16 protein-coding genes and 1 riboswitch are annotated in these 21,909 nt (G+C 64.5%); all 16 genes read right to left on the bottom strand.

Annotated features, from left to right (window positions below):
- Positions 1 to 106: 106 nt before the first annotated feature.
- The 16 genes from argE to J3P92_RS11100 all read right to left on the bottom strand — a co-directional run bounded on the left by argE (position 107) and on the right by J3P92_RS11100 (position 21,829).
- Positions 107 to 1,264 (bottom strand): acetylornithine deacetylase, encoded by a 1,158-nt coding sequence (gene argE / locus J3P92_RS11175; protein WP_434650789.1) that lies wholly within the window; start codon positions 1,262 to 1,264, stop codon positions 107 to 109.
- Positions 1,261 to 2,412 carry an NAD(P)/FAD-dependent oxidoreductase gene (locus J3P92_RS11170; RefSeq protein WP_434563655.1) on the bottom strand — a complete coding sequence of 384 codons (1,152 nt, stop codon included), beginning with the start codon at positions 2,410 to 2,412 and terminating at the stop codon, positions 1,261 to 1,263. The genes argE and J3P92_RS11170 overlap by 4 nt, the downstream gene beginning before the upstream one ends.
- The gene (locus J3P92_RS11165) at positions 2,409 to 3,785 is read right to left on the bottom strand and encodes an FAD-dependent oxidoreductase (RefSeq protein ID WP_434650787.1); all 1,377 of its coding nucleotides are present in this window, start codon (positions 3,783 to 3,785) and stop codon (positions 2,409 to 2,411) included. Before J3P92_RS11165 ends, J3P92_RS11170 begins: the two co-directional genes overlap by 4 nt.
- Entirely contained in the window at positions 3,767 to 4,075 is a 309-nt protein-coding gene (locus tag J3P92_RS11160) for a (2Fe-2S)-binding protein (protein ID WP_420766624.1), read from the bottom strand. Before J3P92_RS11160 ends, J3P92_RS11165 begins: the two co-directional genes overlap by 19 nt.
- Positions 4,072 to 5,916 carry an ABC transporter ATP-binding protein gene (locus tag J3P92_RS11155; RefSeq protein WP_434650785.1) on the bottom strand — a complete coding sequence of 615 codons (1,845 nt, stop codon included), beginning with the start codon at positions 5,914 to 5,916 and terminating at the stop codon, positions 4,072 to 4,074. The genes J3P92_RS11160 and J3P92_RS11155 overlap by 4 nt, the downstream gene beginning before the upstream one ends.
- 1 nt (position 5,917) lies before the next feature.
- Positions 5,918 to 6,793 carry an ABC transporter permease gene (locus J3P92_RS11150; protein ID WP_420766626.1) on the bottom strand — a complete coding sequence of 292 codons (876 nt, stop codon included), beginning with the start codon at positions 6,791 to 6,793 and terminating at the stop codon, positions 5,918 to 5,920.
- The gene (locus J3P92_RS11145) at positions 6,790 to 7,746 is read right to left on the bottom strand and encodes an ABC transporter permease (protein ID WP_420766627.1); all 957 of its coding nucleotides are present in this window, start codon (positions 7,744 to 7,746) and stop codon (positions 6,790 to 6,792) included. The genes J3P92_RS11150 and J3P92_RS11145 overlap by 4 nt, the downstream gene beginning before the upstream one ends.
- 42 nt (positions 7,747 to 7,788) lie before the next feature.
- Positions 7,789 to 9,432 (bottom strand): ABC transporter substrate-binding protein, encoded by a 1,644-nt coding sequence (locus J3P92_RS11140; protein WP_434650783.1) that lies wholly within the window; start codon positions 9,430 to 9,432, stop codon positions 7,789 to 7,791.
- Positions 9,433 to 9,516: 84 nt separating this feature from the next.
- Positions 9,517 to 10,791, bottom strand: coding sequence for an NAD(P)/FAD-dependent oxidoreductase (locus J3P92_RS11135; protein ID WP_434650781.1), 1,275 nt, complete (start codon positions 10,789 to 10,791; stop codon positions 9,517 to 9,519).
- Positions 10,792 to 10,828: 37 nt separating this feature from the next.
- Entirely contained in the window at positions 10,829 to 11,497 is a 669-nt protein-coding gene (locus tag J3P92_RS11130) for a haloacid dehalogenase type II (RefSeq protein WP_420766630.1), read from the bottom strand.
- 338 nt (positions 11,498 to 11,835) lie between these two features.
- Complete coding sequence (locus tag J3P92_RS11125) at positions 11,836 to 13,482, bottom strand: phospholipase D-like domain-containing protein (protein ID WP_434650779.1); 1,647 nt, start codon at positions 13,480 to 13,482, stop codon at positions 11,836 to 11,838.
- A gap of 199 nt (positions 13,483 to 13,681) precedes the next feature.
- Positions 13,682 to 14,416 (bottom strand): vWA domain-containing protein, encoded by a 735-nt coding sequence (locus J3P92_RS11120; RefSeq protein WP_434650777.1) that lies wholly within the window; start codon positions 14,414 to 14,416, stop codon positions 13,682 to 13,684.
- Positions 14,341 to 15,348: an ATP-binding protein gene (locus J3P92_RS11115; RefSeq protein ID WP_434650775.1), complete on the bottom strand. Its 1,008-nt coding sequence runs from the start codon at positions 15,346 to 15,348 to the stop codon at positions 14,341 to 14,343. The genes J3P92_RS11120 and J3P92_RS11115 overlap by 76 nt, the downstream gene beginning before the upstream one ends.
- 62 nt (positions 15,349 to 15,410) lie before the next feature.
- Complete coding sequence (gene cobN, locus J3P92_RS11110) at positions 15,411 to 19,184, bottom strand: cobaltochelatase subunit CobN (RefSeq protein WP_434650773.1); 3,774 nt, start codon at positions 19,182 to 19,184, stop codon at positions 15,411 to 15,413.
- 3 nt (positions 19,185 to 19,187) lie between these two features.
- Positions 19,188 to 20,252 carry a cobalamin biosynthesis protein CobW gene (cobW, locus tag J3P92_RS11105; RefSeq protein WP_420767731.1) on the bottom strand — a complete coding sequence of 355 codons (1,065 nt, stop codon included), beginning with the start codon at positions 20,250 to 20,252 and terminating at the stop codon, positions 19,188 to 19,190.
- Positions 20,253 to 20,351: 99 nt separating this feature from the next.
- Positions 20,352 to 20,588, bottom strand: a riboswitch (cobalamin riboswitch).
- A gap of 104 nt (positions 20,589 to 20,692) precedes the next feature.
- A complete protein-coding gene (locus J3P92_RS11100) occupies positions 20,693 to 21,829 on the bottom strand; it encodes a glycerate kinase (protein ID WP_434650771.1) in 1,137 nt (378 codons plus the stop codon).
- Between the last annotated feature and the right edge of the window lie 80 nt (positions 21,830 to 21,909).

Genomic DNA, 21,909 nt, shown 5'->3' with positions numbered 1-21,909 from the left:
TATGAGCCCATGAGTGAGTCGGATGTGCTGGGCCCATCGCGAGCAAGCTCGCTCCCACAGGTTTCTTTGGCGCGGCTAAATCTGGGGGCCTTGCGGTGGACGCGGTTTAAACCTTCAAAGCCCCAAGCAACCCAGCCAGGAACCGCTCCCCCGCCTCCATCTGAGCCACTTCGATAAACTCATCCGGCTTATGCGCCTGTTCGATGGAGCCCGGCCCACACACCACCACCGGCACGTCCAGCCGCTGCTTGAACAACCCACCCTCGGTGCCAAAAGAGACCTTCGCAGTCCCGGTACCCGGCTCAGCGAAATGCTTGAGAAACCGCACCGCTTCGACGCTCGGATGCGTATCAAGCCCCGGATAGACATTCAGCGTCTCGATCTGGATGTCCGCTACGTTCGAGAGCTTTTTCGCCTCGCGGACGATCACTTCGGCGTGCTCGTGCAGTTGCTCCAGAAACCGATCCAGATCGTCGGCCGGCAGGTTGCGCACTTCGAAGTCCAGCGTACACAGGTTCGGCACGATATTGAGTGCCTTGCCGCCGACGATCTGCCCGACATGCACCGTGCTGTAGGGCACGTCATAGTCGCTGTCCTGGGCGCCCTGCTCCTGCAACTGCCGTTGACTCTGGCGCAACGCCGCGATGAAGTCGCACGCCACGTGGATGGCGTTGACCGAGCGCGGGGCCAGGGATGAGTGCGCTTCCAGGCCTCGGCAGTAGGTGCGGTAGGAGCCCTTGCCCTTGTGGCCCAACACGAATTGCATGTTGGTCGGCTCACCGATCACGCACAGGAACGGCCGCACCGGGGCCAGGTGCAGCACGTCGAGCAGGCGGCGAACGCCCACGCAGCCGATTTCTTCATCATGGGAAAGCGCCAATTGCAGCGGCCGGCTCAACGGCTGGTCGGCCGCGCCAAGCATGGCGTCGATCGCCAGGGCGATGAAGCCTTTCATGTCACAGCTACCGCGCCCGTAGACCCGGCCATCGCGCACCGTCGCCTGGAATGCCGGAACGGTCCAGGCCTGCCCCGCCGCCGGCACGACGTCGGTATGGCCGGATAGCAGGACCCCTGGCACCTCACGGGGGCCGGTGCTGGCGAACAGGTTGGCTTTCTTGCCGCTCTCGTCCTTGACGATCAGCGATTCGATGCCTTTGCCCGCCAACACATCGCGGACGTACTCTATCAGCGCCATGTTCGATTCCGAGGAAACCGTTTCGAACGCCAACAGGCGCTCGAAAATAGCCAGGACGCGAGGTTTCATGAGGCTTTGCTCCGTTGTTCGGACGGGGTGAACCGGCGGATGGAGAACGGTTCGATCGACGTGCTGGTGGTGCCGGTGCTGATCAGTTCGGCCATGACGTCGCCGACGCCCGGACCGAGTTGGAAACCATGGCCGCTGAAGCCGAAGGCGTAGTACAGGCCGTCGACGTTGCCGCTGGCGCCCATCACCGGCAGGTTATCGGGCAGGTAGCCTTCGATACCGCTCCACACGCGGATGATGTTGAGGTTGCCAATGCCCGGCACCAGGCGCCGCATCTGGTCCAGTTGGTTAAGCAGGCTGCGCGGTTCGACATGAGCCCGGCGGTTGAGCATGTCCGGCTCGCAACGGTAGCCACCGCCGATGATGATGTTGCCCCGTGGAATCTGCCGGAAGTAGATCACTTCTTCGGGAATCTTCGTGTACACCCCGATCACCGTCGGCAAGGCATAGGGCACCGGCTCGGTGACGGCCATTTGCGGACCGTTGGGTGCCAGCGGCACCGGCTCACCGAACTGCCCGGAAAGTTTTTGCCCCCAGGCACCGGCTGTGATCAGCAACTGGGAGGCGCGGAACTGGCGGCCATCGGTCGTGGTGACGCTGAATTCGCCATTGGCCTTGTACACCTCGGCAACTTCCGTGCGTTCTTCGATGCGGGCACCGAGGCGCCGCGCCGCCCGGGCAAATGCCGGTGCTGCGAGACGCGGGTTGGCGTGACCGTCATGGGGGGCGTACGAGCCGCCCTTGACGTCCTTGCCCAGGAACGGAAAGCGCCCGTGCAGTTCACTGCCCCGATAAATCTGCAGTTCCAGTTGCCGGGCTTCGGGGGCATCGGCGTAGGCTTGCAGCTCCTCGATTTCCTCTTCCCGGTAACACACGCGCATGTGTCCGCTGGGAATGAATTCCAGGTCCTCGCCGATCAGTTCCGGCAGGCGTTTCCACAGGGCCCAGGAACGGTTCGCCAATTCCAGCTGCCCGAGAAAACGGCCCTGGCGTCGGACGTTGCCAAAATTGACGCCGCTGGCATATTGGCCGATCTGGTCGCGCTCCAGCAGGATCACCGACCGGCCCCGCTGGCGCAGGAAAAACGCCGACGCCGCGCCCATGAAACCACCACCGACGATCAGTACATCGGCCTTTTCAACGGTCATGGCGTGACCTCCTGAGTCAGCATGGAAAGCGGTTTGACCGGTGCCTGTCCGCGCTGGCGTCCGACTTCTTGCACCGGCACGCCCGCCGCCGCGGCAATCACCTCCGCCCCGGCCTGGGAGCAATAGCGACCCTGGCAGCGACCCATGCCGACCCGGCTGAAAGCCTTGGCCCGATTGACTTCACAGGCCCCCTTCTCGCTGACGGTACGCCGCAGCTCACCGGCGCTGATCATTTCGCAGCGGCAGACGATGGCTTCGTCCGGCAAGGCCTTGGCTTGCGCGGCCGGCCAGGGAAACGCCTGGGCGAGGCCGAGGCGGAACTCGTCCATCACCTTCAACGCCCCGCGCTGTTCGGCCAATCGGGCCGCATCCACCGGTTGCTGCAAGTCATTCAGTAGCGCCATGGCCACCAGCCGCCCGGCATGCTCGGCGCCGTCGGCACCCCGAACTCGCGAGCCGTCGCCCGCCGCATAGATGCCACTGACCGACGTCCGGCCTTCTTCGTCGGTGTCCAGCAGCCATTGCCCGGAAGCCTCGTCGAAGCGCAGGCGGCAGCCCGCCAGGTCGGCCAGCTGGGTTTCGGGACGCAGGTGATACCCCAACGCCACCGCGTCGCAATCCACCGTCAGTTCCTGGCCGTCTGCGCGACGTACCCGAACGCCGCTCACTCCGGCGGTCGCTTCGCCGAGCACTTGCAGCGGCGAAATACCCAGGTGTACCGCAACCTTCGCCCGGTACAGCTGCGCCAGCAATTTCATGCCCGTGAACAGCAGGCCAGGACGCGCCATGAGCTTGGGCAAAGCCAGGATGCGCTTGACCAATGGCGAGGTGTCCAGCACCGCCGCGACCTGGGCGCCAGCCTTCACGTATTGGCTGGCCACCAGGTACAGCAACGGCCCGCTGCCCATGAACACCACCCGGTGCCCAATGGACACCGCCTGAGCCTTCAAGGCAATCTGCGCCCCACCGAGGCTATAGGTGCCGCCCAACTGCCAGCCCTCGACCGGCATCAAGCGGTCGGTGGCACCGGTACAGAGGATCAGTGCGTCAAAATCCACTGTCGTATGGCGACCCTGGCTGACGCAGCTCAATTGACCCGGCGTCAGGTTCCACGCCAGCGTATCCGGACGATAGTCGAGGTTGGGGCGCAGGCGATCGAAGCTTTCGTGCAAATCACGGGCCTTGGCCGCTTCGGTGCCGTACAGCGTCCCGTAGTCTCGGGTGAACCCTTCGGGCTGGCGCCGGTAGATCTGCCCGCCGTCGCGACGGTTCTCGTCGATCAGGATCGGCCTGAACCCTGCCGCGACCAACGTCTGGGCACAGCGTACGCCGGCTGGTCCGGCGCCGACGATGACTATCCGCGCAGTGGCCATATCGCCTCCGGTTGCGTGGTGATGATATCCAGCCCTTCGCGGACTTCGTTGGAGCAGGCGCGCAAGCGTTCGCCGCTGCGGGTCCAGACCCAGCAATCCTGGCAGGCGCCCATCAGGCAAAAGCCGGCGCGGCTGCCGGGATCGAATTCCGACTGGCGCAACGCCGGGCCGTGGGTCAGCAAGGCGACCATCAACGTATCGCCCTGCAACGCCGTGATGGGCACGCCATCGACCTTCAGGTTGACGACGGGGCGGCCCTGTTCGGCCAACCTCACGAAACGCGCGTTCATGCGTAGGCTCCCACGATCATGCTGTTTGAATCCCGCTGGCTTTTCAGCAGTTCGCCGCTGTCGTGGTGACAGAGCACCTCGCTGCCGCCATCGATGATGCGCCGGGGTGGCGCGATATGGTTGCACACCCCATCGACCCGTACCGGGCAGCGACCGAGGAATGTGCACAGATCCGGTTCATTGGCCGTTGGCCCCAACGCCGGCAACGTACCGCAAGTCGTCGCGCCGCAGGTTTCCAGCCAGCCCTGGCGCAGCTCTGGCACCGAATGGATCAGCAGGTCCGTGTAGGGATGAAACGGTGCCTGGGCGAACGATTGCCGAGACCCCGACTGGACCTTGTGGCCGCTGTACATCACCACGATGTCGTCGCACAGCGCTCGCACGGTGGAGATGTCGTGGCTGATGAACAGGTACGACACGCCCAGTTGTTGGCGCAGGTCGCGCAGCAGTTCAAGGATCGCCGCGCCGACCACGGTATCGAGGGCCGACGTCACTTCATCGCAGAGGATCAGGTCCGGCTTGGCCGCCAGCGCCCGGGCCAGGTTGACCCGCTGTTTCTGACCGCCGGACAGCTCGCTCGGACGTCGCTCGGCCAAGTCCCGGGGCAAACGGACGAGGTCGAGCAACTCGCCGATGCGCTCGCGCAGGGCCACGCCCTTGAGGCCGAAATACATCTTCAACGGCCGGCTCAGGATGGCGCTGATGCTGTGCATGGGGTTAAGGGCGGTGTCGGCGTTCTGGAAAACCATCTGGATGCGGCGGAACTGGTCAGCAGTGCGTTCCTGCAAGCTACCGCCCAATGGCTGGCCGTCGAAGGTCAACCCGCCAAGGGCCGGAGGCAGCAACCCCGCCACCACCCGGGCCAAGGTCGATTTACCTGAACCGGACTCACCGATCACCCCGATGGCCTGGCCCCGGCGCACGGTGAGGTCGATGTCCTCCAGCACGCGAATCGCCGGCATGCCTTGCGGGTTCTTGTTGCCGTAGCCGGCGGTCAGCCCCCGGATGGTCAACAGCGGAGCGTCCTCCGCGAGGCCGCAGGGCGGACGGATCGTTGTGTCCGGACGCGCCGCCGCCAGCAGGCTTCGGGTATAGGCATGGGCGGGCCCCTTGAGCAACGGCGCGGTCGCGCTCTGCTCGAATATCTCGCCGCCGTTGAGTACTACGATCTGGTCGGCCATCTGCGCGACGACAGCCAAGTCATGGGACACGTACACCGCCGTCGCGCCCCGCTCGCGCACCACGCGTTTGAAAGCGCGCAGCACATCGATCTGGGTCGTCACATCCAGGGCGGTGGTGGGCTCATCGAGCACCACCAGCAGCGGATCGCTGATCAGCGCCATTGCCGCCATGACCCGTTGCAATTGCCCGCCGGAGACTTGATGGGGATACCGCTGACCGATGCGCTCGGGGTTCGGCAACGCCAGGTCACGGAAAAGTTCGATGGCCTTGGCTTCGAGCACCGCCCGGCTGCCCAGGCCATGGATCAGCGCGCCCTCGACCACCTGGTCGATGAGCTTTTTCGCTGGGTTGAATGCCGCCGCGGCGCTTTGGGCAATGTACGAGACGCGATTGCCGCGCAAGCCTTGCAGCTCGCCTTCGCTCAAGGCCAGCATGTCGTGCTCGCCGATGCGCACCACGCCACCGGCCAGGCGACAGCCGCGTCGGGCATAACCCAGAAGCGCCAGGGCAATGGTGGTCTTGCCGGAGCCGGACTCGCCGATCAATGCGAGCACTTCGCCTTTTGCCAGAGAAAAACTGACGCCCTTGACGATCTCCACCTCGCCGCGTTCGCCACAGGCGACTACCCGCAGGTTTTCGACTCGAATCAATTCGCTCATTTCAATGACCTCCCGTGCGTCGATTGCGCCGCGAAGACAGGCGATCGATAAACAGATTCACGCCGATCGTCAGGGTGCCAATGGCCAGGGCCGGAATCACGATGGCTGGCGCGCCCTGGTTGAGACCGCCGATGTTCTCGCGCACCAGGGAGCCCAGGTCTGCGTCCGGCGGCTGCACGCCCAGGCCGAGAAAGCTCATGCCACTGAGCAGCAGCACGATAAAGCCAAAGCGCAACCCCAAGTCGGCCAGCACCGGGTTGAGCATGTTCGGCAGGATCTCCACACAAGCGATGTACAACCTGCGCTCGCCACGGGTACGGGCCACCTGCACGTACTCCAAAGCCTCGATATTCACGGCCATGCTGCGGGCGATCCGGAATGCGCCCGGCGTGAAGCTCAGCACCGCCGTGCAGATCAACAAGGTCACCGAGGAGCCGAAGGCCGAAACCATGATCAACGCAAGCATCTTGCTCGGGATAGAAATGAAGGCGTCCATCAGGCGGCTGATCAGCTCGTCCAGCCACTTTGGCGAGACCACTGACAACAACGCACAAGTGGTTCCCAAGCCGCTCGCCAGGACCGCCGCGACCAAGGCCAGGCCGACGGTGAACCTTGCGCCCACCATGATCCGGCTGAGCATGTCGCGGCCCAGGTAGTCGGTGCCCAGCGGGTACGCCGCGCTGAAGCTGTCGAAGACGTTGTCGGACACCACTTCGCCCACCGGGTGCGGCGCCAGCCAAGGTCCGAAAATGGCCACCAGCAACCAGATGACGCACATGGCGGCGCCGAGCAGGCCGAGCCAGGAGGCGCCGTTGGAAACCTTGCCATAGGCCAGTTCGGGCGCAGCAGGCGGGGACTTCGCAATGAGATTGTTCATTGGTTTCTCAGCCTCGGGTTGGACAGGATTGCGCACAGGTCGGCAATCAACACCAGCATCAGGTACGCCGTGCAAAACAGCATCGTGCAGGCCTGGACCAATGCCATGTCGCGGTTCGTCACGGCATCGACCATGAGGCTGGCGATGCCGGGATAGTTGAAGATCGTCTCGACGATCACCACGCCACCCAGCAGGTAGGACAAGCTCAAGGCGATGGCATTGGCGATCGGCCCGATGGCATTGGGCAAGGCGTGGCGCAAGACCACCCGCACCGGACTCACGCCTTTGAGGCGAGCCATCTCAACGTAGGGGCTGTCGAGCTGATCGATCACCGCCGCCCGGGTCATGCGCGCCATCTGCGCAACGATCACGCAGCACAGCGTCATGACCGGCAAGGCATAGGTGCGCATGAATTGCAGCGGCGAGGTGATTTCGCTGGAGTAGGACAGCGCCGACAGCCAGCCCAGGTTGACCGCGAAGATCAACACCGCCAGCGTCGCCACCAGGAACTCCGGCACCGCCACCATCGTCAGCGTGAAGAAACTCAGGACGCTGTCGATGCGCCCCCCTCGCCCCATCGCCGAGCCGATTCCGAGGATCAGTGCCACCGGCACCGACACCAGCGCCGTGGCGGCCGCGAGCATCAAGGTGTTGGGCACTCGTCCGGCCATCAGCTCGCTGACCGGCACGGCATTGGAAATCGATACGCCGAGGTCGCCGCTGAGCAGGCTGGTCAGCCAGTGCAGGTAGCGCAATGCGCCTGGCTGGTCGAGGCCCATCTTCACCCGCAGGGCCGCCACTTGTTCAGGCGTCGCGAACTGTCCAAGGGACTGTTGCGCCGCGTCTCCCGGCAATACCGCCGTGATGGCGAACACCACCATCGAGACGATCAGCAGGGTCACGATCGCGGCGCCGAGGCGCCGGCCGATCAACCACAATGTGTTGCTATTCATCACCCGATCCTCTTGCCATGTCACGGAGCCAGACCACGCTCATCAAGCGTCCAGCCAGACTTGCTCGGAGAACATGTAGCCCATGAAGCCACCCAGCGGATTGGTGCCGTAGCCCTTGACGCGTTGGTCGACGCCATCGATGTTGCTGATGAACACCGGGATGCCGATGCCACTGTGCTCATGCACCAGCGTCTGCATGTCGGCGTACATCTTGCCGCGCTTGGCCTCGTCGGTTTCGCCACGGGCCTGCACCAGCAGTTGGTCGAATTGCGGGTTTTTCCAGCCGGACTCGTTCCACGGCGCCGAGGACTGGAAAAACTGCGAGAACAGCATGTCGGCGTTCGGCCGTGGGTTGATGTTGCCGAAGCTCAGCGGGTGCTTGGCCCAGTGGTTGGACCAGTAGCCGTCGCTCGGCAGCCGATTGACGTTGAGTTTGAGCCCGGCCTCCTTCGCCGACTGCTGCAAGAGCACGGCGACGTCCACCGAACCGGTGGCGGCCGGCGAGCACATCACCGGCATGCTGATGTTTTCCATGCCGGCTTTCTTCAGCAGGAAACGCGCCTTTTCCGGGTCATAGGTGCGTTGCGGCAGGTCGGCGTTGAAGAAGCGCGCGCCCGGCGCAATCGGATGATCGTTGCCGACCCTGGCAAAGCCACGGAAAATCGCCGACTTGACCTGCTCGCGGTCCAGCAACAGTTTCATCGCCTGGGTGAATTCGGGGCTCTGGCCTGGCATCTGGTCCTGACGAATGATCAGGTCCGTGTAGTTGCCCGAGGGCGAATCGACGACACGGTGGCCTGCGCTGTCCTTGATGCGGGTCGTCGAGCGCGGGTTGACCTCGTTGATGATCTGCACATCGCCCGACAGCAGCGCGTTGACCCGCGACGGCTCGTCGCCGATGCCAATGAACTCGATCTCGTCCAGGTAGGGCAAGCCGGGCTTCCAATAATTGGTGTTGCGGGCGCCGATCGAGCGTACTCCCGGCTTGAACTCCTTGACCTTGAACGGACCGGTGCCGACCCCTTGGCTGAAATCCGTGGTGCCCTCGGGCACGATCAGCATGTGGGACACGGCCAGAATCGACGGCAGTTCGGCATTCGGGCCGCTCAAGCGGATCTGCACCTCGTGGGTACCATTGGCCTTGACCTCCTCGAATTGCGAGGCCAGCGGCAGGACCTTCGAACCGGTGACCGGATCCTTGTGCCGCAGCAGGGAAAACACCACGTCCGCCGCTATCAGCCCTTTACCGTTGTGGAAGGTGACTTCCTTGCGCAGGGTGATCACCCACAGCGTCGCATCGGTGGTGTCGATGCGTTCGGCCAGCTCCAGTTGCGGCACCATGTGGCTGTCGAAACGGGTCAGGCCGTTGTAGAACATGTAGTGGCGCACGTAGTCGGTGGACGATGAGCCCTTGGCCGGATCCAGGGTATCGGCGGTGGAACTGGTGATGCCCGCCACTCGGATACGTCCGCCGGGCTTGCCCTTGCCTGGGCTCGTGGTGTCATCGGCCCACAACTTGCCGGCGGCGCCGAACAGGCTGCCGGCCCCGGCCGCGGCGACCCCGGCCAGCCCGAGCATTTGCAAGGCGTGGCGGCGCGACATGCCGCGATTGAGCCCTTCGAAAACCCGCAGACTTTCTTCGCCCGTAATCAACTGGCCGTCGATGCTGTTCTTATTGTCAGTCATGTCAGTTCTACCTTCCGCAAGTGATAGGGGCTCGGTTGCGCACGGTCGTCGCAACGGTTGAAACGCCAAACAACGCCTTATGAATCAGTGTAGGTAGTCCTGCAGGCGGTAATACGCGCCTACAAACGGCAGGAACCAGGGCTTGCCGAAGTGCCCGGGAATCGCCGGCCAGTCGAGCTCGCGCCAAGGGTTGGCCTCGACCTTGCCGGCCATGACGTCGGCCATGACCTGGCCCATGTGCACCGACATCTGCACGCCGTGGCCGCTGTAGCCCATGGAGTGGTAGATGCCGCCATGCTGGCCGGCGCGGGGCAAGCGGTCAGAGGTCATGTCCACCAGTCCGCCCCAGCAATAGTCGATTTTCACGTCGGCCAACTGCGGGAACATCTGCACCATCGCCGCTTGCAGCACCTTGCCGCTCTTGGCATCGGACACACTGTCGGACATGGCAAACCGCGCACGGCCGCCAAACAGCAAGCGGTTGTCCGGGGTCAGGCGAAAGTAATTGCCGATCATGCGACTGGTGACGTAGGAGCGACGGGCCGGCAGCAAACTGTCGATCAGCGCCTGTGGCAGTACCTCGGTGGCGACCACGAAACTGCCCACCGGGACGATGCGTCGCCGATACCAACCCAGCCCGCCTTGCTGGCACGCACCGGTGGCCAGCAGAATTTGCGAGGCATGCAGCACGCCTTTGTTCGTGTTGACCTGATAGCCGCTGCCGCGGGTCTTCCAGTCCTTCACCTCGACGCCCTGGAAAATCAACGCGCCATGACGGGCGGCCGCCTCGGCCAGGCCGACACCAAAGCGCCCGACATGCATCTGTACGCCATTGCGCTGCAGCAGGCCGCCGTGGAACTGGTCCGAATTGACCTCGGCGCGAACTTCCTTCGCCGACAACAATTGAACCTCGGCATCGACCTCATTGCGGATCAGTTCACAGGTGCGCGCCAACCCTTCGTAGTGCATCGGCTTGGCGGCCAGCTTGAGCTTGCCGTGACGCGTCAAGTCGCAGGCAATCCCTTCCTGCTCGACCAACGAAACGACGCTCTGCACGGCGCTTTCGTAGGCCAGGTAATAAGCGCGGGCCTTATCGGCACCCAGGCTTGCTGACAATGCCGCATAGTCCTGGGCGACGCCGGTGTTGCACTGCCCGCCATTGCGCCCGGACGCCTGCCCGTTCACCCTTCCCGCCTCCAGCACCGCCACCCGGGCGCCCTTCAAGGCCAGGGCCCGGGCCGCCGCCAGACCGGTGAAACCGCCACCGACGATGGCGACGTCGACCTGGTCGGGCAACCCGCCGACCTGGGCACCGGTGAAGGCCGGTGCGGTATCGAGCCAATAAGACTCACTGCCCATGTCTAAACCCCTTTCGCCTTGAAGCGTTCGCTCGGTTTCAGAGCCCGACCAGTCCAGGCAGCCCGCCGATATCGGGGATCTGGTGGTAGTTGTAGATCGAGTTGCCCGGTTGCTCATGACCACGAGCAACGAAGGCCTTGTGCTTGATCTTCATGTCATTGGCCGGCATCAGGTCGTAACGGAAGCTCGACGACACATGCAGCACATCCTCAGGCCCGCAGCCGAGGTTATCGAGCATGTATTCGAACGCGGCCAGCCGCGGCTTGTAGGCCTGGGCCTGCTGGGCAGTGAACACTTTATGGAAAGGCGCGCCGAGCTTGTCGACGTTGGACATGATTTGCTCGTCCATCGCGTTGGAAAAAATCACCAGGGGGATCTTGTCGGCGATCTTCGACAGGCCCGCCGGCACATCGGCGTGGGGTCCCCAGGTTGGCACGGCGTCGTAATAGAGCTGGCCTTCGCCGCGGTATTCGACGTTCCAACGCTTGCAGACCCGCATCAGGGAGGTCTTGATGATCTCATCATAAGGCCGCCAGTCACCCATCACCTGGTCCAGGCGATAAGCGGCGAAGTCCTTGACGAATTGGTCCATCTGCCCGGCATCGACACGGTCGGCGAACAGCTCGCGCGTCATGTTGCCCATCTGGAAGTTGGTCAACGTGCCGTAGCAGTCGAAGGTGATGTACTTGGGTCGAAGAAAGCTCATGAGTGCGGTCCTGGATTTGTTGTTGAAGGCATGACGAAGCAAACATTGACGCCATTCGTGAGGCTCGCGGCAACGCTGCATCACGTTTTCATTACAACACCATGAGACCGTGGAAAAACCGTTAAAAATAGTCGCCGCTTGGTACAAACCACCGTTTTGCGGGGCCCGCTCAGCAGACTTTGCGGGATGCTCCAGACACGTGCGCTGCGCCCGTGTTTCTGAGGGTTTGGGGGCAGTTATGGTGCGCCAGGCGACGTTTTGCCGAGCGGTTTACGGCAGGATCTGCGCCGTGGCGCAGCGATTGGCAGCACAACGTGGAAACGTTTTCGACGGCCGCTTCAACGGCCGCAAAACCTGATCCTGGACAACATCCGCAGATCGCCCTCGCGGTAATAGTCATCGCTCCAGCTGTCGTCCGGCGCCAGGGGCTGGACCTGCTTGAGGGCGAGCTTTTTTGCGAAATAGCGAAACCGGTAGTGCTCATAGAAGCGCAGCAGTTCCAGCCCGTAGCGGTCGGCCAGGTCGGTGTCGCCCTGGATGATCAGATAGTTCTCGTCGTTGCTGGCGCTGGCGGCGGCGCTCAGGTTGTGGCTGCCGCTGATGATGGTCGGCGAGTCACTGGTGAAGTCGGTGACCACGGCCTTGGTGTGGACCAGCAGGTTGCCCTTCTGGCCTTTCATGTTTTCCCGCAGCCAACCCTCCAGGCCGGTATTGAGCAGCGCGGTGGCGGCGAATTCGGCGGTGCGGTCGGCATGGAAACCGGTGATGCGGCTGGTGGTGTTTTGCAGGCCGTAGCGCAACACGTCGTCGTTCGGCTGGCCGAGCAAGGCATCGAGAATCCGCTCGGGTAGGACGAATGCGGTGACGAACAGCAGGTCCTTGCGCGCGGCCGCGATGATCTCGACAAAGCGATCGAGATCGCCCTTGCCGTTGCGGGGCGAAAAACCGGCGAAGAGTTTTTCGTCGCCGTCCATGGGATTGCTGAGCGTCAGCCAATCGCGGGTGGCGTCGACGTCCCCGGGGTTGGCCCAGATCTGCTCGAACACCTGGCGATAACTGTCACTGATGCGTGGATCGTCCAGCACATGGATGACGTTGGCCTGGCGATAGACGCCGTTGGCGGTGAAGTTGGTGCTGCCACACAATACGGCCTCGGGGGTCGGCACTCCATGCCGGTCGATTCTGCTCAGGACGATGAACTTGTCGTGGAAAATGCTATGGGTGACTCGACCACGCTTGTTCGCCGCCGGCAGTTTTTGCAGGCTGGCTTCATTGCTGATCGTCGCGTCGTCCTCCGGCTGGGCATGGTAAAGCACCCTCACCCGAGCGCCGCGCGCATGGGCCGCGTTGACCGCCTCGACAATCACCGGCAGTTCGTATTCATAAATGGCCACGTCCAACGCCCAGCTTGCATCCAGGGCCCGGTCGATGAAGCCGACCAGGCGCCCCAGCAAACCGTTTTCCAGCCAGCGACGCGGCGCATCCGGCCAGTCTTCAATGGACAGGCTCCGATTGGCGCTGATCAGGCTGTCCAGTTCCGGAAACTTGCGCTGGAACGCCTGGCTGGCGGCCACCGCGCGATTGAAGATGACGCTCTGGTTGGCAGGCTGGCCGTCATCGCTGGTGACGGTCAACTCAAGGGCCTCACCCAACTGCGGCGCATCGGGACTGCCGTAGGCCAGGTGCACGCGGTAATGGATCGTCGTGCCCGGGTTGACCGCATAATCGGCCCAGCGAAATTTCTGCAACGGAGCCTTGTCGCTGGGCGTGGCATGGAACTGCGGGAAGGTGTGGGCCTTGTCGGGGAAGGTCAGACTGTTGAACAGGAACAGCCACGGCTTGTCACCGTGCTGCTTCTCGATGGCGAAGCCCAACAGCCCCTTGCGTCGTGGCTCGGCGAGGTCCATGGCGAGCAGCACACCGTTGGTGCCTGCGTAGGCCTTGACCCTGAAATCGTCCTGGGGGTTGGTGACGAGTACGCGCATGGGTTCATTCCTTTGAAGGTTGCCTGAGCATAGAGCAGTGATGCGGGTTGGGTGGGCAGAGCATTGGAACCGGGGTGATGCCATCGCGAGCAAGCTCGCTCCCACAGGGAGCTGGGGTGTTCAGCAGTTATGTGTTCACAGCGAAACCCATGTGGGAGCGAGCTTGCTCGCGATAGGGCCCAGACAGCCACAGCTCATTTCAAGTGCCTTCATCAATATGCCGATACTCAGCCCCCAACTGCCCCGCCAATTGCCGCGCCCGACCCAGGCGGATCGGCCCGCGCTCGATGTCGATGAGCAGGCTGGGGCAATCGAGGGGCGGCATGGGTTGCCCGTCTCTCACCCGGCCGTCGGTCATCAGCAACACCCGCTGTCGCTCCGCCGGGAAGCGCTTGCGACGGGAGGCCAGCCAGCGCTGCGCCTCGCCGATCGCCGCCAGCAACGGCGTACCACCACCGGCCCCCAGCGCGTCGAGCCACTGCACCAGGCCGTGGGAGGCCTTGAGCCCTTGCACTTGCCAGGTCGGCGTGGCGCCGCTGGCCGTCAACAGCGCCAACCGTGCGCGTTGTCGGTAGGCCTCGTCGAACAGTTGCGCCAGCAGGCCCTTGCCGTCGCTCAAGGCCCGATGGCGACGGGTCGAGGCCGATGCGTCGACAATCACCAACCACAGTTCATGGGCTGAACGCTGCCGCGATTTGAAACGCAGGTCCGCAGCCAGGCGCGGACGCCCCTTTAGCAGCGTGCCCGGCCAGTCCACCACACCGTTGGACGCTGCTCTGCCGTGGCCTTGGCGCCCATGGTCCAGACGTCCCGGACGGGGTCTGGCATTCGCCCCCGACGGCGAACGGGGGCGAATGCCTAGGGCTTTTTTGGCCAGCTCGGCACGTCTCGTCGGGCGCCGGTCGGCAACGCCCGGGGAGGCAGGTCGCCCCATTGGCCTTGGCCTTCGCTGGGTTGGCTGGTTTCATTCGGGTTCGAAGGTGGGGCCTGGTTTGGCGCGGGGGCCGGAGCGGCATGCTCGCGGCGGCGATGACGCAGGGCAAATTCGGCAACGGCATCGATGTCTTCAGCAGCGATGGCGTGCGCGCCACGCCAGCCGGCATGCGCGCGGGCAGCCCGCAGCCAGACCAGGTCGGCGCGCAACCCATCGACTCCGCAGGCAAAGCAACGCTCGGTGATCTGCCCCAGCGCCGCGTCATCCAGGGGGATTTGGGCCAAGCCTGCGCGGGCCTGTTCGCAGCGTTCACGCAACCGCTGCTGGGCCGGCTCCCACTCGGCGCAAAACGCCGCCGGGTCGTTGTCGAAATCCAGGCGGCGACGGATGATCTGCCCGCGCTCGGCCGGTGCGGTGTGGCCATCGAGGGCCACGTTGAGGCCGAAGCGGTCGAGCAGTTGCGGCCGCAGTTCGCCTTCTTCCGGGTTCATCGTACCGATCAACACGAAACGCGCCGGATGCCGGTGGGAAATACCGTCGCGCTCGATCAGGTTGGTGCCGCTGGCGGCGACATCCAATAGCAGGTCCACCAGGTGATCAGGCAACAGGTTCACCTCATCGACGTACAACACGCCGCCGTCGGCCTTGGCCAGCACCCCCGGGGAAAACTGCGCGCGCCCTTGCCCCAATGCCGCGTCCAGGTCGAGGGTGCCCACCAGCCGCTCCTCGGTGGCGCCAAGGGGCAAGGTCACGAACTGACCGCTGGCCAACATATCCGCAAGGCCCCGGGCCAGGGTGGACTTGGCCATCCCGCGCGGGCCTTCGATCAGCACGCCGCCGATCTTCGGATCGATGGCCGCCAGGCACAGGGCCAGTTTCAGCGCATCGGCGCCGACCACGGCGGCGAGGGGGAAATGTGGGGTGTCGGTCATATGAGATATCTCATCAATGTAAGGAGGTCCCTCGCCACCAGCGGCCGTCATCCATCGGTAAGTCAGCCATCTTCTTCGATGTCCAGCAGCAGGTTTTCCAGCGCCTCGCGATAATCCCCCGGCGCCTGCCACATCCCCCGCTGCTGCGCTTCGAGCATGCGCTCGGTCATGTCCCGCAGAGCGTCGGGGTTGTGCTGCCGGACGAAATCACGGGTATGCGGATCGAGCAGATAGGCATCGGCCAGCAAGGCGTACTGGTGGTCTTCGATCAACTGGGTGGTGGCGTCGAAGGCGAACAGGTTGTCCACCGTCGCCGCCAGTTCGAACGCGCCTTTGTAGCCATGACGCTTGACCCCGTCGATCCACTTCGGATTGGCCGCGCGGGAACGGATGACTCGGTTGAGTTCTTCTTTCAAGGTACGGATCTTCGGCAGATCCGGTTGGCTGTGATCGCCGTGATAACTGGCGGCGGTTTCGCCGCTAAGGGTTTCCACGGCTGCGAGCATGCCGCCCTGGAATTGGTAGTAATCGTTGGAATCGAGCAGGTCGTGCTCACGGTTGTCCTGGTTCTGCAACACCGCTTGCACCTGGCTCAGTCGCCGGGAAAATTGCGCCCGCGCGGCGGTGCCTTCGTCGCCCGCGCCATACGCATAACCGCCCCAGTTGAGGTACACCTCGGCGAGGTCTTCGCGACTCTGCCAGAGCCGACCGTCAATGGCCCCCTGCACGCCCGCCCCATAGGCGCCGGGCTTGGCGCCGAAAATCCGCCAGCCGGCCTGGCGCGCCGCGTCTTCCATGGGCAAGCCCGATTGCAGCAAGGCTTCGCGCTCGGCACGCACTTTGGCCGCCAGCGGGTTCATGTCATCGGGTTCATCCAGGGCCGCTACGGCTTGCACCGCCGCATCGAACAAGCGGATCAGATTGGCGAAGGCGTCCCGGAAGAACCCGGACACCCGCAACGTCACATCCACCCGAGGCCGGTCCAGCAGGCTCAACGGCAGGATCTCGAAATCGTCGACCCGCTGGCTGCCCGTGGCCCACACCGGACGCACGCCCATCAGCGCCATGGCCTGGGCAATGTCGTCGCCGCCGGTGCGCATGGTGGCGGTGCCCCACACCGACAGGCCGAGCTGGCGCAGGTGATCGCCGTGGTCTTGCAGGTGCCGCTCCAGAATCAGGCTCGCCGACTGAAAACCGATGCGCCACGCCGTGGTGGTGGGCAAGTTGCGCACGTCGACGGAGAAGAAGTTGCGCCCGGTGGGCAGCACATCCAAGCGTCCGCGACTCGGCGCGCCACTGGGGCCGGCCGGTACGAAACGCCCGCCCAATGCGTCGAGCAAGCCGCGCATCTCCGCCGAGCCACAGGCATCCAGGCGCGGCGCGACGACGGCACGCAGGTGGTCGATGATGCCGTGCACCGTCTCCCAACCCGGCGCGTCGAGCTGCACGATATCGCCGGCCAAGGCTTGCTCGATCAGTCGCGCCGCGAACAGCTCCAGACGCTCACGGCTGTCGCCGACGGTGCGCCAGGGCTCATCGCTGACGTCGCGCAACGCCTCGGGACGCTCGCCGGCCCAAGGCTCGGCCAAGGCGCAATCGAGCGGATCGAAGCCCAACCCGAACGCCTCGGCCAGGGCCCGCAGCAGGCTCGACTGGGCGCCCTTGCCGTCGCCACGGGGAATGCGCAGCAATGCCAGCAAGGTGTCGATGCGCAGCCGTCCGCTCGGCGACTCGCCAAAAATATGCAGGCCATCGCGAATCTGCGATTCCTTCAGGTCGCACAGGTAGGTGTCCAGGCGCGGCAGCCAGATCGCCGCATCGGCGTCGCTGTCGAGGCCGGCGTCGAGTTGCAGCTCGCGGTCGATATGCGTCTCGCGCACCAGGGCCAGGATGTCCCGTTGCAATTCCCTGGCGCGGCGCGGATCGAGCAATTGCGCCTCGTAGTATTCGTCAGCCAGCAGCTCCAGGTTGCGCAGCGGCCCGTAGGTTTCGGCGCGGGTCAGCGGTGGCATCAGGTGGTCGATGATCACCGCCTGGGTACGCCGCTTGGCCTGAGCGCCCTCGCCCGGGTCGTTGACGATGAACGGATAGATGTTTGGCAGCGGCCCCAGCAGCACGTCCGGCCAGCAGTTTTCCGACAGCCCGACGCCCTTGCCCGGCAGCCATTCGAGGTTACCGTGCTTGCCGACGTGAATCACGGCGTGAGCGCCGTAGGTGTGGCGCAACCAGAAATAGAACGCCAGGTAGCCATGGGGCGGCACCAGGTCCGGGTCGTGGTACACCGCGCTCGGATCGACCTGATACCCCCGCGCCGGCTGAATGCCGACGAACGTCAGGCCCAGGCGCAGGCCGGCGATCATCAAGCGGCCGTCACGGAACATCGGGTCCTGCTCGGGTGCGCCCCAACGTTCCAGCACCGCTTGGCGATTGGCCTCGGGCAGCGCGTCGAACAGGGCCCGGTACGCGTCGACGGCCAGGCTCTGATGACAAGGCCGCAGGTCGAGGCTGTCCAGGTCGTTGGTGACGCCGCCGAGCAATTGCCGGATCAGCGCGGTGCCGCTGGCCGGCAGCTCGGTGGTCAGCGGATAACCCTCGGCCTGCATCGCCCGCAGAATATTCAGCGCCGCCGCTGGCGTGTCGAGGCCGACGCCGTTGCCGATGCGTCCGTCCCGGGTCGGGTAGTTGGCGAGGATCAGCGCCACGCGCTTTTCGCCGTTGGGCAGGCGCGCCAGGGTGGTCCAGCGGCGGGCCATTCCAGCGACAAAATCCATGCGTTCGGGTACCGCCCGGTAGCAGACTACATCGCTCTGGCTGCGCTCGCTGCGCCAGGCCAGGTCCTTGAAACTGATGGGCCGGCTGATGATTCGCCCGTCCAGTTCCGGCAAGGCGATGTGCATCGCCAGGTCCCGTGGGCCCAGGCCTTGTTCGCTGGCGCGCCAGCCGGGTTCGTTGTCCTGGGCGCAGATCGCCTGGATCATCGGGATATCGCGGCGAAACGGCCGCAAGTGCGGCGCTTCCGGACTCGATTGTGCAAAGCCGGTGGTGTTGAGAATAACCCCCGTTGCCACTTCGTCCAGCCAGTCTTCCACCTGTGCCAGACAACCGGGTTCCTTGAGGCTCGCCACGGCGATTGGCAAAGGGTTGAGTCCCGCCGCTTGCAGCCGCTGGCAGAACACGTCGATGAACGCGGTGTTCGCGGCTTGCAGGTGGGAGCGATAAAACAACAGCGCCGCTACGGGATCGCCTGCCCGCCAGTCCGCTTGCCAATCATTCAGGGTCGCGTTGGTTTTTTCCGGGTGATAGATCGCCGTGCGCGCCAGGGGCTGGGGCTCGCCCCACGGATAATCGCGGGCAAACCATTGGCTGCCCAGGTGACGGAACAGGTTAAGGGCGTTTTCCAATCCGCCTTGACGAAGAAACTGCCAGAGCCGATCGCGGTGCTCGGCGGACACGTTGCTCAGGTCGCTGAGCTCCGGGTCCGGACGGTCGTCCCCCGGCACCAGGATCAGTTTCACCCCGCGCCCGGCCAGTTCCACCAGGCGCTCGACGCCGTAGCGCCAATAGCCGATGCCTCCGTGCAACGACAGCAGGATGACCTTGGCGTGGCGCAATACATCTTCAACGTACAGATCCACCGAGGCGTGGTTCTGCACTTGCATCGGGTTGGCGAGGCGAAACTGCGGAAAATCGTCCGGCAACTGCCGCGCCGCTTCTGCCAGCAGCGCCAGGCTGGAATCGCCGCTGCACAGGATCACCAGCTCGGCGGGGGTTTGCCCGAGGTCGGCGATGTTGTCATCCGACACGAAACCACCGGGCTGGGTCCTGAGCAGGTGCATGGTTTAGACGCTGAGGGCGGCGCGCAACTGCGCTTCGAGCAGCCCGGCGTCCAGGGCCTGGCCGATCAGTACCAGACGTGTGACGCGCGCTTCATCGGCGCCCCACTGGCGGTCGAAGTGCTTGTCGAAGCGCGTGCCCACACCTTGGATCAACAGGCGCATCGGCTTGTTCGGGATGGCCGCGAAGCCCTTGACCCGCAATACGTCATGCTGAATTACCAGTTGCGTCAGCGCGTCCAGCAGCAGGCTTTCGTCAGCTTGGGGCAGTTCGATGGAAATCGAATCGAAGGCATCGTGATCATGGTCGTCGTCATCGCCGTCATGGTGGTGGTCGTGATGGCTGTGGCGGCTGTCGATGTGTTCCTCAGAGCCCGCGCCCAGGCCGATCAACACGTCCAGCGGCAGGCGACCGTTGCTGGCTTCGATGACCTTGACCGCTGGCGGCAGCTCTTCGGCGACCTCCAGGCGGACTTTGGCCAGGTCCTCGGGGTTGATCAGGTCGGCTTTGTTGAGGATCACCAGGTCGGCGCTCGCCAGTTGATCGGCGAACAGCTCGTGCAGCGGTGATTCATGGTCCAGGTTCGGGTCCAGCTTGCGCTGGGCATCGACCTTGTCCGGGAACGCGGCGAAGGTGCCCGCGGCCACGGCCGGGCTATCGACCACGGTGATGACCGCATCGACGGTGCAGGCGCTGCGGATTTCCGGCCATTGGAAGGCCTGGACCAGCGGCTTGGGCAAGGCCAGGCCGGAGGTTTCGATGAGGATGTGGTCGAGGTCGCCGCGACGCGCCACCAACTCACGCATCACCGGGAAGAACTCTTCCTGCACGGTGCAGCACAGGCAGCCGTTGGCCAGTTCATAGACGCGGCCGTTGGCTTCTTCTTCGGTGCAACCGATGGAGCACTGCTTGAGGATCTCCCCGTCAATGCCCAGTTCGCCGAACTCATTGACGATGACCGCGATACGTCGGCCTTGGGCGTTGTCGAGCATGTGCCGCAGCAAGGTGGTCTTACCCGACCCGAGGAAACCGGTGACGATGGTGACGGGGAGTTTGGCCAGTGTTTTCATCGGATGCCCTTTGGCAAGGTGGCGGGCAAACGGGACGACAACCACTGGCACAGGCGCGCGCGGAAGATTTCGCCACCGGATCACCCCGCCCGGTTGTAGTGAGAATCTGTTGTCGAGGCAGGTCTCCTGGCTGACGGCGGGCCAAATCGGCTTTTTTCAAAGCCGGGACTGACATTTTGCTGCGCCTTCCCGTGCGCCCGTTGTATAGGGCAAGCACAGTGGCCTTGCAGAAACAGCACCGTTCACAGTTGCGGGGGCAGCCGCGGCTTGGACCGCGTTCCCTTCTCAGGCTCTGTACGCGAACATTTCATACAGACCCTAGCTTCGGCGCGTGCCGAAGAACCTCGAAGGCGCAAGGCTACGCAGGGTGTGCGGGCGGGTCAATGTCCCAAGGCAATCTCCGACGACTGATGCGTCCTGGCGACTGCCCCAAGGGCAAGTCAGCGCGCCGCCACTCGCCAGAGCCGGGCGATGTCCCGGGCCCGCTCGGCCAGCAGGCGTGGCGCATCGGTGCAAGCTTCTTGTAGCGTCATCGGCCCATTCGCCAGGGCAAACGCGGCATCGATGCCGCGCTCATAAAGCGCTTCGTAGCCCTCCCCCAGCGTGCCGGCGATGACCACCACCGGTACGCCGCGCCGCTGGGCGATGCGGGCCACGCCAAACGGCGTCTTGCCACGCAGGGTCTGGGCGTCGAAACGGCCTTCGCCGGTGATCACCAGGTCGGCGCCGTCGATCGCATCGGCCAGGCCGGTCAATTGCGCGACGACTTCCACGCCGGTACGAAACTGCGCCTGGAGGAATGCCTTGGCGGCAAACCCCAGGCCGCCAGCGGCACCGCTGCCGGGTTCGTCGCGAACGTCGCGGTTCAACACCTGGGCACAATGTTCAGCAAAGTGCCCCAGCGCCCGGTCCAGTTGTTGCACCTGCTCGGCGGAGGCGCCTTTCTGCGGGCCGAACACGGCTGAAGCGCCATGGGCACCGCAAAGGGGGTTGTCGACATCGGCGGCAATCTCGAAGCACACGCCGGCCAGGCGCGGGTCCAGGTCGCCCAGGTCGATACGCGCCAGTTTGCCCAAGGCCAGGCCGCCGGGGGGCAGGGCTTGGCCGTGGTCGTCCAGCAATGCCGCGCCCAGTGCCTGCATCGCCCCGGCGCCGCCGTCGTTGGTGGCGCTGCCACCGATCGCCAGGATGACTCGGCTCGCCCCTTCATCCAAAGCGGCGCGGATCAGTTCGCCAGTGCCATAGGTGCTGCTGGAACAAGCGTCGCGCTGTCCCGGCGGCACCAGTTGCAGGCCGCTGGCCTCGGCCATCTCGATGATCGCCGTGCGGCTGTCGGGCAACCAGCCCCAGCGGGCTTGGACAGCGGCGCCCAGCGGGCCACGGACCCGCGCCTCGCGCCATTGGCCATCGCAGGCCGCGAGCACCGCCTCCACCGTTCCCTCGCCGCCATCGGCCATTGGGCACTTGATCAGCTGCGCGTCCGGCCAGACCTCGGCCAGCCCTCCTGCGATGGCGTCCGCCACGGCCTGGGCGCTGAGGCTGTCCTTGAACGAGTCGGGGGCGATGACTATTTTCATTTTTGTTCTCCGGTTCCGATGTACAGCATGCTGCCAGCTGACCGCGATTCTGACGCCGGTCCGCCGCACAAAAGACCTTG

Source organism: Pseudomonas sp. D3-27 (assembly GCF_051132165.1).
Lineage (GTDB): Bacteria > Pseudomonadota > Gammaproteobacteria > Pseudomonadales > Pseudomonadaceae > Aquipseudomonas.
This window is presented reverse-complemented; position numbering and strand designations above follow the sequence as displayed.

Excerpts from the sequence above, each read along its gene's own strand:
- argE (WP_434650789.1), bottom strand. The coding sequence starts at position 1,264 with ATGAAACCTCGCGTCCTGGCTATTTTCGAGCGCCTGTTGGCGTTCGAA.
- J3P92_RS11170 (WP_434563655.1), bottom strand. The coding sequence starts at position 2,412 with ATGACCGTTGAAAAGGCCGATGTACTGATCGTCGGTGGTGGTTTCATG.
- J3P92_RS11165 (WP_434650787.1), bottom strand. The coding sequence starts at position 3,785 with ATGGCCACTGCGCGGATAGTCATCGTCGGCGCCGGACCAGCCGGCGTA.
- J3P92_RS11160 (WP_420766624.1), bottom strand. The coding sequence starts at position 4,075 with ATGAACGCGCGTTTCGTGAGGTTGGCCGAACAGGGCCGCCCCGTCGTC.
- J3P92_RS11155 (WP_434650785.1), bottom strand. The coding sequence starts at position 5,916 with ATGAGCGAATTGATTCGAGTCGAAAACCTGCGGGTAGTCGCCTGTGGC.
- J3P92_RS11150 (WP_420766626.1), bottom strand. The coding sequence starts at position 6,793 with ATGAACAATCTCATTGCGAAGTCCCCGCCTGCTGCGCCCGAACTGGCC.
- J3P92_RS11145 (WP_420766627.1), bottom strand. The coding sequence starts at position 7,746 with ATGAATAGCAACACATTGTGGTTGATCGGCCGGCGCCTCGGCGCCGCG.
- J3P92_RS11140 (WP_434650783.1), bottom strand. The coding sequence starts at position 9,432 with ATGACTGACAATAAGAACAGCATCGACGGCCAGTTGATTACGGGCGAA.
- J3P92_RS11135 (WP_434650781.1), bottom strand. The coding sequence starts at position 10,791 with ATGGGCAGTGAGTCTTATTGGCTCGATACCGCACCGGCCTTCACCGGT.
- J3P92_RS11130 (WP_420766630.1), bottom strand. The coding sequence starts at position 11,497 with ATGAGCTTTCTTCGACCCAAGTACATCACCTTCGACTGCTACGGCACG.
- J3P92_RS11125 (WP_434650779.1), bottom strand. The coding sequence starts at position 13,482 with ATGCGCGTACTCGTCACCAACCCCCAGGACGATTTCAGGGTCAAGGCC.
- J3P92_RS11120 (WP_434650777.1), bottom strand. The coding sequence starts at position 14,416 with ATGGGGCGACCTGCCTCCCCGGGCGTTGCCGACCGGCGCCCGACGAGA.
- J3P92_RS11115 (WP_434650775.1), bottom strand. The coding sequence starts at position 15,348 with ATGACCGACACCCCACATTTCCCCCTCGCCGCCGTGGTCGGCGCCGAT.
- cobN (WP_434650773.1), bottom strand. The coding sequence starts at position 19,184 with ATGCACCTGCTCAGGACCCAGCCCGGTGGTTTCGTGTCGGATGACAAC.
- cobW (WP_420767731.1), bottom strand. The coding sequence starts at position 20,252 with ATGAAAACACTGGCCAAACTCCCCGTCACCATCGTCACCGGTTTCCTC.
- J3P92_RS11100 (WP_434650771.1), bottom strand. The coding sequence starts at position 21,829 with ATGAAAATAGTCATCGCCCCCGACTCGTTCAAGGACAGCCTCAGCGCC.